Here is a 13240-nt window from a genome sequence, read left to right on the forward strand (position 1 = left end):
ACAATATCTAGCAGCAAACTACGGCCAGTGTATTTAGAGTATTGATAATCTAACTGATAGTTAGCCGTTTGTGTTCCTTCTGCGTCAAAGGTATTAATGCGCTTTAAACGTTGGTCGCGGACTAACTTCTTACCGTGAAGGTATTGTGAGGTTTTGTCTTCTCTATTTTCATAAACAAATTCGACCTTCCCCCTGTGTAAGATACGCTCGCTAACTGGTGACGTCCTCCTGCGTTATCTTCGCGGTAGTGATACAGAATATGATTTTGTTTGCTCGCATCTGTTCTCTTGTTCAGAGACCACTTGTACACATCCGACTCAGTTGGCAACTCTACGCGAGAATCCGAGGTAACGCCGTACTCAAGAACACTGCCATCCGTTTTCCAAACCTTAAAATAGGCTGGGCCGCTACTACCACTACTCCCAAAAGAAACGATTTTGTTGTAGCCGTTCTTTTTGATTCTGTATTCGGTTAAATCACCGCCGTCGGCGCCTTCAACCGCAATAAGGCGTTGACCATCGATACAAAAACGATCGTCCGAGTTAAAATGCACTCCCCCCCAGTTACCGTCCGTCTCTAAGTTTTTACCGCAACGGTAAATAACAGACTGACCGCCCAAGCTCCAACCCATGCCCATCATGCCATTGGGAGAGTCGCTCTGGTAATCAAGACTGAGTTCTGGTTGATGACCAGCACGCCCCGCTGACACTACGATGGGTAAAGTATAAGTGGCTTCGCCACCTGAGGTTGCATAATCGCCACTGAGTCCAATAGTATCTTTGTAAAGTGAGGGAACTCTGGCTTCAAGCGAACTGGATACAACGCTTGCGGACAATACCGCAAATATCGTTGCATATTGAATAGACTTTTTAGTTGACACCACTTTGTCCTTTATTGTTTAAGACTTTTGTGTAGTTGTTGCAATTGTTCTAAGCGAGACTCTAGGTCAGCAAGCTCTGAGGGCGGTTGATACGTTTCATCTACATTCTCATCAGAAAAATCTTGTAAATCACCCCGAATCAACTCAAGAGAGGGATCCGCAAGCTCAACTAAACCCGCCGCCATCGTTTGTTGTAATTGGACAACGGGAGATGGAAATGCCACGTCATCACTCAAAATCACTTGTGGAGAATGCTTGGAGAAAAGCTCTTCTTTTGTTGATTGATCTACATCTGGCGAATTGGGTGTATTTGAACTAGAAAAAACTGTAAATCCGACAACTGCGATCCCGGACAGTAACACCAATGAGCACCGCGAGTAATGGTTCATATGAAGCCCTGCTCGACTAAGGTTTAACTAAGAAACGATCGACTACAGCAGCACATTTCTTCGTTTGCTCAGCATCGTATCTGAGGAGGATTTTTTTCTTCGCCATAAAAGCAGCCATAATCACACTAACTTTCGTATCGTAATTTTGTGCTGAAGCAGGAATTTCAAAACGGTAACCACCGTCGCAGGCAGAAACAGACTCATCCTTATATTCCGTATAAAAATTCAACCCTCCATTGTGGGGGTAAAGTTTCTTGATCTCTACATAGGGTGAATCTTTCCATTTAACCGCAAAGGCAGGAGAAGATAGGCTCGCAAATACTGCGACAGTAAATAGACATTTTTTCATTTTGTTTTCTTTTATTCGGAGAAATTTGAGGTTATTAGCTTGCGAAAACCCAGTTTAAATTTTTAGCTACTGACCAACTCTTAAATGACGAGCATGAGTCTATATTAGGTAGGAAGGTGATATTGACCGTTTTGTCTTGTGATTTTGCAGCCAGTAAGGTGCTGTAAATAGCTTTGCAACTCTCGACCTCTATATTGTTGACCTTATTTTGAACATTACACAGGTACACACTCGGCAATCCGCCTGGACCATTGACTAAAACAGTTCCACTCCTTCCGATAGCAAGATAAGTGACTTTTCCTTTGCAATGTGTGTCCGAAATTGCCGGAAAAGTAGTGACTAAGGCAAGTAGCCCCACTAGTGATAATATCGTTTTCATTTTCCCTCTTATTAAGCGCTTCTTGTTTAACAATTCATCTGCTTTCACTAATCGGCATTATAAAGATTAAAAACACTCAACAATGCCTACATTTCCTTCAATGTTTTCTTTATAGTCCCTATTAATATAAGCACCAACATGATGCATCCACTAGCTGGATTGATAATAATGTAAGCTATGTTCTCGTCGTGACTAGATTGATTAGTGATATAAATACTCGGATTTACGGCAAGTCTTGTGGGGTTTATAACTACCTATGTAACGACTAGCGTTATTTCTATGCATAAAATTAATGTTGTCATAACTACAACTTAATTAAGGATGTAAACCGTACCACTTGGAGTCACAGTGTTATATGTAACTTCAGGTTGAGAGTACCAGCCAACCGAGGTGCAGTTATGAGAATAAAGCAGTATCTTTTTTTGTGCTGTAAATGCTGCTAAAACGGTTGAGTAGATTTCGCTGTACTGTGATGTGTTTTCTGAATAAAAAATCTGTTTTCTCTTGTACAGTTCATTGGATTACCAAAATTACCATAAACCATAAAACCATTCCCCCTCTCTATATCGACTCTTGTTGGCACCGCGGCACTAGAAAATGCCCCAGACAACGCTGGCAACGATACAAATAAAAAAGCAACTAACAACACCATTTTCACTTTATTTTCCTCACATCATATTGTTAATAGTATCTAATAACTAAAGATTCTAAACATATGCCTTAAAAGGCCACTTCTACTTATTATCAGTTCAATTTATAGAATCTACTTATCATTATTTTAACTATAGTTACGCTTCAGTTAATAAATTGTTCTCAATGTACACTTATCTTATAAAAAAACAAACACCTTTGTTATGAAAGTGTAAGGTGGTTATGAATTTTTTATAAAACCATTGGTGACATCGGTTTTGTAAATGCATTTTAATTACAAAAGCATCAATAACAAGCATTATAAATGGAGAGTATTAAAAGAGTGATAAATCATAGTTATTAATATTTTACCTTGTTAGAATTCGATAGAAACAACACCATCCGACCAGCTCAATAAGAAGGTTCTAAATTAAAAATAACTAAATTAATTAACGTAGTTTTTATAATAAATTACTAACCATGTTTACGAATCAGGTCTTACTCCTTTAAACATAAAATCATGTTGCTTCACAATGAAAAGCTCCCCACTTTATTACTCAGTTTCGCATGCTCTTAACTCTTTACATGCATCTAAGTTGAATGTTGAACACTTTCGGATGATAAAAGCCATCGTTGATATCAAGTTTTCATAATGCAGTTACTACTCTCATCTATGTCTCAGCAATGAATATGACTCGGTAGCATTGGCTGCTGCATTTATAAATAAAAGAGTAAGAGTAGAGTTCGATAGTGATGATTGCTCTGCCAAAAATCCGGAGCTCATCTTTATTAAGGCCATTACTAAGTAGAAAAAGTACACTTTTTCACTCTGGTTAATTCATTCTTTGGAAAGCCAAGCAAAGGCAAACGTTTGCTTTTTCTCTGGCGAGTTAAAATAGTTCTGGTATGATGCCCTCATTCGATTTATTCAGCGCACATTTTTCGCTGGATATCTTCTCTTTATGACGTTTGATTAAGATGATAGGAATGTCGCAATGAGCCTTGCTAATCAAGTACTTGCCGTCAATGACGACCTGCCAATTCGCACCCACAAGCCTGTTCACAGCGGAAAAGTTCGCTCTGTTTACTGGTTAACTGAAGAAGACAGCGCACGGCTGATCAAAGAAAAAGGATACGATGTCGCTCCTGATGCACCACTGGCCATCATGGTGATCAGTGACCGTATTTCTGCATTCGATTGTATCTGGCACGGCGAAGGTGGACTCAAAGGCGTTCCGGGTAAAGGCGCTGCACTCAACGCGATCTCTAACCACTGGTTCAAATTGTTCAAAGACAATGGCCTTGCTGATAGTCATATCTTGGACATCCCTCACCCATTCGTTTGGATCGTACAAAAAGCGAAGCCAGTTAAGATTGAAGCAATCTGCCGTAAATACATCACAGGTTCTATGTGGCGCGCTTATGCAAACGGCGAACGTGAGTTCTGTGGTATTGAGCTTCCGGAAGGTCTTGAGAAAGATAAAGCGTTACCTGAATTGCTAATGACACCGTCAACCAAAGGTATCTTGAAAGGCATTCCAGACGTTCCTGAAGCGGATGACGTGAACATCACTCGCCAAAACATCGTGGACAACTACGAAGCATTTAACTTTTCTAGCGCAGAAGACATCGCCCAATACGAGAAACTATTGAAAGAAGGCTTTAACGTTATTAGTTATGCACTTGAAGCTATCGACCAAACGTTTGTGGATACTAAGTTTGAGTTTGGCTACGTTCACGACGCAGCAGGTAACGAAAAGCTCATTTACATGGATGAAGTAGGTACGCCTGATTCGTCACGTATTTGGGATACCAAAGAATACCAAGCCGGAAACATCGTTGAGAACTCGAAAGAAGGTTTCCGTCAGTTCTTATTAAACCACTTCCCTGATCCTGATATTCTGCTTAACAAAGAACGCATGCCTGAGCGTGAAGGTCTTGCTCGTGATAACGACCTGCCAGTAGAATCTTTGATGGATATCTCTCGCACTTATATCAACATTGCCGAGAAGATTACTGGTCAGCCAATCAAGCTCAGTGACAACCCGAAAGCAGAGATCATCGAAATCTTGAGCAAAGAATACGGTTTGATTGATTAAGCTTTACTCGCTAAACGCTGAGTAAAAACCGAATACAAAAGGTAGCTAAGCTAAAACACAGCATTGGTTCTCAGGTTTACAACAGGTAATAAAAAAGCGACCGAATACTCGATCGCTTTTTTGATTGGGGGAAGGTATCGCTTTAGTGTTAGAACTTCAAATTAAGGACATCTTGCTCTGTGGTATCTACTTTTAGTTTACTTCTAGATTCAATGTACTCAATTTGTTTTAAGTCTAACGAATAAGGCATAACTACACGTAATTCATGGATTCCTTCATGTTTTGCAAGCTTTGCCAACATCACTAAATTGGATTCATCGCTCTGACGTGAAGACATCGATTTTAATGCAGCGTCCCAAAGACGATCCTCTGGTTGGCTCAATTCCGCGATGTTCTGTTTCCACATCATGCCAAAAATGGGCGCGATGGTGGCGAACGCTTCCAGAAAGGTCCACTTCTTACTTCCCGTTGCCCCTAGGAAGCTGGTGTAGTCGAATTCAATGCATGTCTTTCCTTGTTGCTCCATCCTATGCCTCGACACTCTGAAATGAGATATACAAAATATCGTTCAATTACTTTGATATAGCAATAGGATATAAAACAATGGTCTTTTATGCCCTTATTTAACCTCAAAAGGAAATATTAAAACCAGCTTTGTAACAAATGATGTACAGCTTCGCCATATATAAGCATCCAATTGATTAATATTTTCAACGCTGAACTAAAAACGTCGCTAAGCACATCAAGCAAATAAAAGCCCTTTATAAATTCACCAATCGAATACCAAGCCCCACGCGAGTTTGAGAGTGATCATAGTCGATGAGCGTTTCGCCATAACCATGGTATCCCTGAACATACAGACCAAGGATGTCGTTAAAGTACAAGGTATAACCTAACTCGATGCCACCTTTATCATCAGCAAAGTTGTAAAAGCCTCGGGTATTGAACACACCAGCGCCAGTGTAGACCTTTGCCCAAAGTTCATAAGGCGCATAATAGTCTTCCATTTCATCATTTTCAGTGGCGATTACCCACCAAGCGTGTGCACCATATTCCACAGGGCCTGAAAAACGTTCGGTGGCGATATATAACCTATCCCAACTGCGAGAAAGCTTACTTGATTGACCATTTGATTCATGCTTATAGCCCGCTTCTAAGTGGTTGAATAAAAGCATGTTGGATTGGTGCGCGAGAAATACTTGTGGTTTGTAGTTGGTCTCTCTGAACGGAGAAGATATGTCAGAGTTAGCAAGTTGCCAGAGAGATTTTTGTGTGTACGCACCCATCAGCGCAGTACCAGAGTTAAATCGATAAAATGGAATCGAAGCGGAGATTTGAAACTTCACTTCAAAATGCTGTAATGAGTCCATTTCAGAACCGAGTTCATTGTAAGCATCTTGATTAATGTCTGAGGTGTACGTACCGAGGACATAGTTATCTTCGTAAGTGGAGATATGATTAATACTTTTTCCGTAAGCCAGTACGGGGCATAACAATAGTGGAATTGTTTTATACTTCATCGTTTTCCTTCACGCCGCTCAACAAGAGCGGCAAATTCATTCCTTATCGCCTAAAAACAGGCCATAAACTTCAAGGGAAACGAGGTGAAGCAAATACTGTTCCGGATTGTGTTACTTCACATCTAATACTCGACTGGCTTTCTTGTATTGCACTTTCCAACCTGACCAACGTGGCAACTCCCAGCGTTTAGGATCCCCTTTTCGACTTCCTTCGGCGTAGATAACCTGCACGAGCTTGCGTGATACAAAATACTCAACATCCAGTTTTAGCTCTGCAAGTACGAGTTTAAGTGGATAGCGTTCAACAAAGTCATCATATTCCCACTCAGGGATGCCTTCGAACGGGATGTCATCGGCTTCAAACAGTTCGATATCTTCCACACTTTCTACGCCAAGCGTTTCCAGCTGCTCGACTAACCAAGTCGCGAAAGACAAACCATCGAGTTCCGTTTTATCGATAGACTCTGGATTTAGCCCGAGTGCGTTGTAGATCTTCCAATGCTGAATTTGCTGCCTTCTTAGCGGTGCAAATCCTGGCAGTAAAGTTTCGTTCTCGATCATCTCAACAATTGATTGGACGGCAACTTCGCCTTCAAGCGCTTGATATTCAGTACAGATGGTTCGCCCTGCATAGATCAAATGCATGGTCGCTCGTGGGGCTTCTTCCTCATAATTGGTTTCGCCTTGTTGCCACTCACCAAGCTCTAATTCGCGCAGCAGATTGAGGGAAACAGGTAGCATTACGGAGGCAAGATTGAGCGTCTGTTTTACGCCTCGTCCGGGTACGCTGTGGCTATCTAACACCAAAGCTGCTTCATTTTTTTCGGAGAAACGGCTATTGCGCCCAACCATCATTTCCATCAAACCATTGCCTAGCGCGTCACGACGTCGTTCTCGGCGCACAAATACGAGTTGTGGATGCAAGGTGGCAATGGCTTTGATCAACTCATCACGTTTGTATCGCGATGCGACTTCAAGATCCGGTAATTCAAACACTTCTCGCATCTGTTTCGCCAAGCCTTGTGCTTCTTCAAGTACGCTCACATCGACATTAACGCCAGGAAGTTGCTCCCCTCGCACCAAGCGAATCATCAGCGAGGCATCACAACCAAATGGTTCTTCTTGTGCTAATGCTTCGGCAGACTCACCGCCTTGCAATTGATACAACTGAGCTGGCACAGAAAGCGCTGCTGCTAAATCGATCATTGCTTCTCTTTCTGATTTGGTTTGGACGCGAGTCACTAAGTCCGCAAACAGGGCATCAATTGGTAGAGGGTAAACTTTTTTACCGTGCTCGGTGATGTCACCTTGCTCGTCTACCGCTTCCATCCCTTGCAAGGTTTGGAGTGCTGAGTTAAGTGACTTTTCAGGCACAAGATCGAGGAAGGAAAGTTCGGAAAGTCTGTACCCACAACAAGCCGCAGCTAGCATTGGCTCTACAAGTTCTTCACGGTGCAATTCAGGTGGCGTCACCAGTTCCAACGGTGCATGCTCACCAAACAAGCGAATACACGCCCCTTCTGCAACACGACCTGCTCGGCCCATTCGCTGTGCCGCGCTAGCTTTGGAGATGTTGGTTAACGTCAGGGCAGTACGTCCATTTCTTTGCACCGTTCTGCGTTCCAAGCCGCTGTCGATCACGACGCGGATGTTTGGAATGGTCAGAGAGGTTTCTGCAACATTGGTAGCCAACACCACTTTGCGTTGCTTTTGTACCGTTAACGCACGATGGCGCTCTTCATCACTCACCGATGCATGCAGCTTCACGACCATCACATCATCAATACTTTGCAGCATTTGCGCGCATTGAGTGATCTCTTTTCGACCCGGTAAGAAAACGAGAATATCGCCCTCTTCGTCTTCGAGTGCTTCTTTTACCGTGCGCACAACATCATTCTCACAACTTTTCTTGTTCGGCAAGTAACGACTGTCCATGGAGCGATGAGTCACGGTGACAGGAAAGCAACGCCCTTCAGAACGCAGGCGCTTGGCATGCAGATAGCTCGCCAGTTTTTCGCCTTCTAAAGTGGCTGATGTGACAATCAAACGGTGCTGTTTTTCTTGCTTTAAAATCGCGGTAAGGAGATCAATGTCCCAGCGGCGTTCATGAAATTCGTCCACCATCACGATATCGAAGCTAGCCAGTTTGTCTTCCGCGAACCAACGCAGCGCAACACCGGGCGTCACGAACACGACTTTAGTCTTTTCATCATAGTGAGCGTGAAGCTTTATCGCGTAACCAATCTGTTTACCTAAAGGTTGACCAGATTGCTCGGCAAGAAATTCAGCTAACGAAGTACAAGCGATTCGGCGTGGTTCAATCACCAATACTCGACCGTGATTGGCAGCCCAAAGTGGCAATCGCGTGGATTTACCTGAGCCAGTTTCGGCCTCAACCACCAAATGATGGTGATTCACGAGTTGGTCAAATTCCGCTTGTAAGCTATCGATAGGTAATTGAGACATAAAAGATAAGAACGTGATAATGGATTGCGAGGCATTATACCTGAGTGAGAAATTCCTGCTTTAGGAATCGTTTCTGGCCATTTAATGACAAGATTATCGTTTCAGTGACGATATTTTCGTCGGGAATTGGATTTTTTTGCGACATTACGTTGATGTGCATCAACGAATGTTTACAACTAAATAGTGAACCCGTTAGAATTTTGCACGCATCCTTCAACCCTACATTTAAGGCACCCAATGAACAACGACAAGCGCCCACTCTATATCCCATATGCGGGTCCGGCTCTTTTAGCGACCCCTCTTTTGAACAAGGGCAGTGCGTTCTCCGGAGAAGAACGTAGTTCATTCAACTTGGAAGGTCTTCTACCAGAGACGACTGAAACCATCCAAGAGCAAGTAGAGCGTGCGTACCAACAGTACAAAAGCTTTGAAAGTGACATGGACAAGCACATTTACCTGCGCAACATCCAAGACACGAACGAAACGCTATTCTACCGCCTAGTTCAAAACCACATTTCTGAGATGATGCCGATCATCTACACACCAACCGTTGGTGCAGCGTGTGAGAACTTCTCAAACATCTATCGTCGTGGCCGTGGTCTGTTCATCTCTTACCCGAACCGTGACCGTATCGATGACCTACTAAACAACGCAGCAAACCACAACGTTAAAGTTATCGTGGTAACTGATGGCGAACGTATCTTGGGCTTGGGTGACCAAGGTATCGGCGGCATGGGTATTCCAATCGGTAAGCTTTCTCTGTACACAGCGTGTGGCGGTATCAGCCCAGCTTACACATTACCAATCGTGCTTGATGTGGGTACTAACAACCCGCAACGCCTAGCAGACCCAATGTACATGGGTTGGCGTCACCCTCGTATCACTGGCCCTGATTACGATGCGTTTGTTGAAGAGTTTATCCAAGCAGTACAACGCCGTTGGCCAGATGCACTGATCCAGTTCGAAGACTTTGCACAGAAAAACGCAATGCCACTTCTAGAGCGCTACAAAGATCGCATCTGTTGTTTCAACGATGACATTCAAGGTACGGCGGCAGTTACAGTAGGTTCTCTACTGGCAGCATGTAAAGCGGCGGGCACTAAACTGTCTGATCAGCGTATCACTTTCTTGGGTGCTGGTTCTGCTGGTTGTGGTATTGCAGAAGCGATCATTGCTCAAATGGTATCGGAAGGAATCTCTGATAAGAAAGCACGTTCGCAAGTTTACATGGTTGACCGTTGGGGTCTGTTGCAAGAAGGCATGCCTAACCTTCTTGATTTCCAACAGCGCCTTGTTCAGAAGTTCGACAACACGAAGAAGTGGGAAAACGAAGGAACTGGCTTCTCACTTCTTGATGTGATGCACAATGCTAAGCCAACCGTGCTAATTGGTGTATCAGGTGCCCCTGGTCTCTTCAGTGAAGAAGTGATCAAAGAGATGCACAAGCACTGCGCGCGCCCGATTGTATTCCCTCTTTCGAACCCAACAAGCCGTGTAGAAGCAACACCAAACGACATCATTCGTTGGACGAACGGTGAAGCACTGGTTGCAACAGGTAGCCCATTTGAGCCAGTGGTTCATGAAGGCCAAACCTTCCCTATCGCACAATGTAACAACAGCTACATTTTCCCTGGTATTGGTCTAGGTGTCTTGGCTGTGAACGCGAAACGTGTGACAGATGAAATGTTGATGGAATCAAGCCGCGCACTGGCGACATGTTCTCCATTGGCAATTAATGGTCATGGCGCGCTACTTCCACCTTTGGAAGAAATCCATTTGGTATCGAAGAAGATTGCTTTTGCTGTCGCTAAGAAAGCGATTGAGCAAGGTGTCGCACTAGAAATTACCGACGAAGCGCTAAATGACGCGATTGACCAAGCATTCTGGCAGCCAGTTTACCGTCGTTACAAACGCACAGCATTCTAAATTTTGCTACACTTTGTACAATAATTAGCCCTCGCACTGCGGGGGCTTTTGTTTTTTATGCTTTTTTTTCTCATCCTAACCATATTTTGGCATAAATGGGCTTCTCTCTTTTCATTTCTATCAGATATGATGAGAGATACACATTCAATTAAGGACATCGAACGTTTTGCTGTTTTCTCGCATAAAGTCAAAGTGGAAGCTCAAATTTTCATGGAAGCGTCTTGCTTTGGCTTTGTCGATCTCTTTAGTCGGTCTTTTCGTCACCATCATTGCGATTGACCGATGGGTCGTGCTTCAAGCTCAAGAAGAAATCTTTACCGACTACGAGCAAGTGCCTAAGCATGAAGTCGCGGTCGTTCTCGGCACCAGTAAATACATTGGGAAGATCCTCAATACTTACTACACCCACAGAATCAACGCCGCTATCGAACTGTACAAACAAGGAAAAGTGAAGCAGTTTTTACTTAGTGGGGATAACGCGCACCGTTCTTACAATGAACCTTGGACAATGAAGCGCGATCTGCTGCGCGCTGGTGTACCAGAAGAAGTGATTCATCTGGACTATGCGGGATTCCGAACTCTGGATTCTATCGTTCGTGCTAAAAAGATATTCGCCTCTGAGCGTTTCTTGATTGTCACTCAACGATTCCATTGTGAACGCGCGCTGTTTATTGCTGACGCTTACAATATTGATGCGCAGTGTTTGGCAGTAGCTGGACCAACTGCAAGCAAGCAGAAGATCAACATGCGAACGCGTGAACTTATGGCTCGTGTGAAAGCGTTTTTGGACTTGTACATCATGAATACGCAACCGCGCTTCCTTGGACCTCAAGAGCCAATCGTTGCAGTGGAAGATACGGTGGAAGAAAAACAAGAAATCATCGAAAACGAACGTAACATTCCGGTTCATTAAGTCGAGCAAAGTGTTGCTGCTTTCAACATTCTCACCCTGCATTACACACCGATAACAATTCATTAAAAGTAAATGGGTAGCTTTATACCCATTTCCAATTCCCCACCTCACACTTTCTTATTCTGCCGTCGATTCAGGCAAAACACCCTTTCGCATCCGAAGTAACATTTAATCAATAAATAACTACAAGTCAGTTACTTTGCCATAAAAAACCAACACTAAGGCAATGCAAAAGGAGCACAACCCATGACCGCACTCGCTGTGACACTGAAGAATTGGTTCTTCACACGCAACAGCATGATATTGACGTCTAATGTCCTGCTGTTCGCTATTTTGTTCAACACCCTACCCTTTGAGCCTCAAGTCGTAACCGGCTTATGTATTTTGATTTTCGTTGCCGTACTTTGGTTAACGGAAGCCATTCACGTAAGCATCACTGCCCTGTTAATCCCGCTACTCGCGGTATTCTTGGGCGTATTCAATACCCAAGCAGCACTAAATAACTTCTCTAACTCAATCATCTTTTTGTTCTTGGGTGGTTTCGCATTGGCTGCTGCGCTGCATAAGCAAAAACTCGATCAAGCGATCGCAGACAAAGTACTGCTCATTGCGCGCGGTAAGATGTCTGTCGCTGTCTTCATGTTGTTTGGTGTGAGCGCAGGCCTATCAATGTGGATCTCAAACACCGCAACGACAGCGATGATGTTGCCATTGGTTCTAGGCGTTATGAGCAAACTAGACGCGAAGAAGAGTCACAGCACTTACCTGTTCGTACTACTTGGTATCGCTTACAGTGCGTCTATTGGCGGTATAGCTACCCTAGTAGGTAGCCCACCGAATGCTATCGCAGCCGCAGAAGTCGGTTTGAACTTTACAGAGTGGATGGAGCTGGGTTTACCAATTTCTTTGATTCTGATGCCTATCGCGATCTTGGTGCTTTACACCATGACAAAACCAGATTTAAGCCACACGTTCGAACTTGACCACCAGCCTGTTGAGTGGACAAACGGCAAGAAGATCACCTTAGCGATTTTCCTATTAACAGTGACATTCTGGATTTTCAGCAAACCAATCAACGCTATGCTTGGCGGTTTTGCGAAGTTCGATACGCTGGTTGCAATTGGTGCCATTCTTTTACTTGGTGCATCTCGCGCTGTGGAGTGGAAAGACATTGAAAAGACAACTGACTGGGGTGTTTTAATCCTGTTTGGTGGTGGTATCTGTCTAAGTAACGTACTAAAAGCAACAGGTACAAGTGTCTTCTTGGCTAACGGTCTAGCAGGCTTCCTTGAGCAAGCTGGCGTCCTACTCACGATTCTATCTGTGGTTGCGTTCGTTGTTTTCCTAACCGAGTTTGCAAGTAACACCGCAAGTGCGGCGCTATTAGTGCCAGTATTTGCCACCATTGCAGAAGCGCTTGGTCTATCGCCAGTCATTCTATCAGCACTGATTGCAGTCGCGGCATCTTGTGCCTTCATGCTGCCAGTAGCAACGCCACCTAACGCGATTGTATTTGCGACGGGTCATATCAAACAGAAAGAGATGATGCGAATCGGTATGGTGCTCAATGTTGCATGTATCGGTGCACTCACGCTATTCGCTTGGTTGTTCTGGTAATGTTCAGATATATGATAAGAAAAGAGCAGCAAACGCTGCTCTGTCTTAGATAAAAGGTAGCACTACAGCCGC

Annotated in this window: 11 protein-coding genes; 4 read left to right on the plus strand and 7 right to left on the minus strand. The window is 43.8% G+C overall.

Features of this window, described 5'->3' with window-relative positions:
- Positions 1–121: 121 nt before the first annotated feature.
- From C1S74_RS03870 to C1S74_RS03885, 4 genes are read right to left on the minus strand one after another with little or no spacing between them, the layout of a single operon-like run.
- A complete protein-coding gene (locus tag C1S74_RS03870; protein WP_158652388.1) occupies positions 122–880 on the minus strand; it encodes a SpvB/TcaC N-terminal domain-containing protein in 759 nt (252 codons plus the stop codon).
- A gap of 11 nt (positions 881–891) precedes the next feature.
- A complete protein-coding gene (locus C1S74_RS03875; protein ID WP_156145327.1) occupies positions 892–1269 on the minus strand; it encodes a hypothetical protein in 378 nt (125 codons plus the stop codon).
- Between the two features lie 16 nt (positions 1270–1285).
- Positions 1286–1618: a hypothetical protein gene (locus C1S74_RS03880; RefSeq protein WP_045402164.1), complete on the minus strand. Its 333-nt coding sequence runs from the start codon at positions 1616–1618 to the stop codon at positions 1286–1288.
- 34 nt (positions 1619–1652) lie between these two features.
- Entirely contained in the window at positions 1653–1997 is a 345-nt protein-coding gene (locus tag C1S74_RS03885; protein WP_045402167.1) for a hypothetical protein, read from the minus strand.
- A 1625-nt stretch (positions 1998–3622) separates the two neighbouring features.
- On the opposite strand from C1S74_RS03885, the gene C1S74_RS03895 reads away from it, so the two are divergent.
- Complete coding sequence (locus tag C1S74_RS03895) at positions 3623–4726, plus strand: phosphoribosylaminoimidazolesuccinocarboxamide synthase (protein WP_045402170.1); 1104 nt, start codon at positions 3623–3625, stop codon at positions 4724–4726.
- A gap of 148 nt (positions 4727–4874) precedes the next feature.
- Here the strand turns inward: C1S74_RS03895 and C1S74_RS03900 are convergent, their stop codons facing one another.
- From C1S74_RS03900 to C1S74_RS03910, 3 genes are all read right to left on the minus strand, one after another.
- Positions 4875–5252 carry a hypothetical protein gene (locus C1S74_RS03900; protein ID WP_038868678.1) on the minus strand — a complete coding sequence of 126 codons (378 nt, stop codon included), beginning with the start codon at positions 5250–5252 and terminating at the stop codon, positions 4875–4877.
- Between the two features lie 235 nt (positions 5253–5487).
- Positions 5488–6246 carry a phospholipase A gene (locus C1S74_RS03905; protein ID WP_045402173.1) on the minus strand — a complete coding sequence of 253 codons (759 nt, stop codon included), beginning with the start codon at positions 6244–6246 and terminating at the stop codon, positions 5488–5490.
- Positions 6247–6357: 111 nt separating this feature from the next.
- The gene (locus tag C1S74_RS03910) at positions 6358–8712 is read right to left on the minus strand and encodes a helicase-related protein (RefSeq protein WP_045402177.1); all 2355 of its coding nucleotides are present in this window, start codon (positions 8710–8712) and stop codon (positions 6358–6360) included.
- Positions 8713–8949: 237 nt separating this feature from the next.
- Here C1S74_RS03910 and C1S74_RS03915 point away from each other — a divergent pair, with 237 nt between their 5' ends.
- From C1S74_RS03915 to C1S74_RS03925, 3 genes are all read left to right on the plus strand, one after another.
- Positions 8950–10638, plus strand: a complete 1689-nt coding sequence (locus tag C1S74_RS03915; RefSeq protein WP_045402180.1) for an NAD-dependent malic enzyme — start codon at positions 8950–8952, stop codon at positions 10636–10638.
- Positions 10639–10804: 166 nt separating this feature from the next.
- A complete protein-coding gene (locus C1S74_RS03920; RefSeq protein ID WP_045402184.1) occupies positions 10805–11551 on the plus strand; it encodes a SanA/YdcF family protein in 747 nt (248 codons plus the stop codon).
- 246 nt (positions 11552–11797) lie between these two features.
- Positions 11798–13168, plus strand: a complete 1371-nt coding sequence (locus tag C1S74_RS03925; protein ID WP_005443284.1) for an SLC13 family permease — start codon at positions 11798–11800, stop codon at positions 13166–13168.
- The last annotated feature ends 72 nt before the right edge of the window (positions 13169–13240 follow it).

Origin of the sequence: Vibrio hyugaensis (assembly GCF_002906655.1) — a bacterium.
Classification (GTDB): Bacteria; Pseudomonadota; Gammaproteobacteria; order Enterobacterales; family Vibrionaceae; genus Vibrio; species Vibrio hyugaensis.

Coding starts and splice junctions, on each gene's coding strand:
- C1S74_RS03910 (WP_045402177.1), bottom strand. CDS start 8,712: ATGTCTCAATTACCTATCGATAGCTTACAAGCGGAATTTGACCAACTC.
- C1S74_RS03895 (WP_045402170.1), top strand. CDS start 3,623: ATGAGCCTTGCTAATCAAGTACTTGCCGTCAATGACGACCTGCCAATT.
- C1S74_RS03905 (WP_045402173.1), bottom strand. CDS start 6,246: ATGAAGTATAAAACAATTCCACTATTGTTATGCCCCGTACTGGCTTAC.
- C1S74_RS03900 (WP_038868678.1), bottom strand. CDS start 5,252: ATGGAGCAACAAGGAAAGACATGCATTGAATTCGACTACACCAGCTTC.
- C1S74_RS03925 (WP_005443284.1), top strand. CDS start 11,798: ATGACCGCACTCGCTGTGACACTGAAGAATTGGTTCTTCACACGCAAC.
- C1S74_RS03915 (WP_045402180.1), top strand. CDS start 8,950: ATGAACAACGACAAGCGCCCACTCTATATCCCATATGCGGGTCCGGCT.
- C1S74_RS03880 (WP_045402164.1), bottom strand. CDS start 1,618: ATGAAAAAATGTCTATTTACTGTCGCAGTATTTGCGAGCCTATCTTCT.
- C1S74_RS03875 (WP_156145327.1), bottom strand. CDS start 1,269: ATGAACCATTACTCGCGGTGCTCATTGGTGTTACTGTCCGGGATCGCA.
- C1S74_RS03885 (WP_045402167.1), bottom strand. CDS start 1,997: ATGAAAACGATATTATCACTAGTGGGGCTACTTGCCTTAGTCACTACT.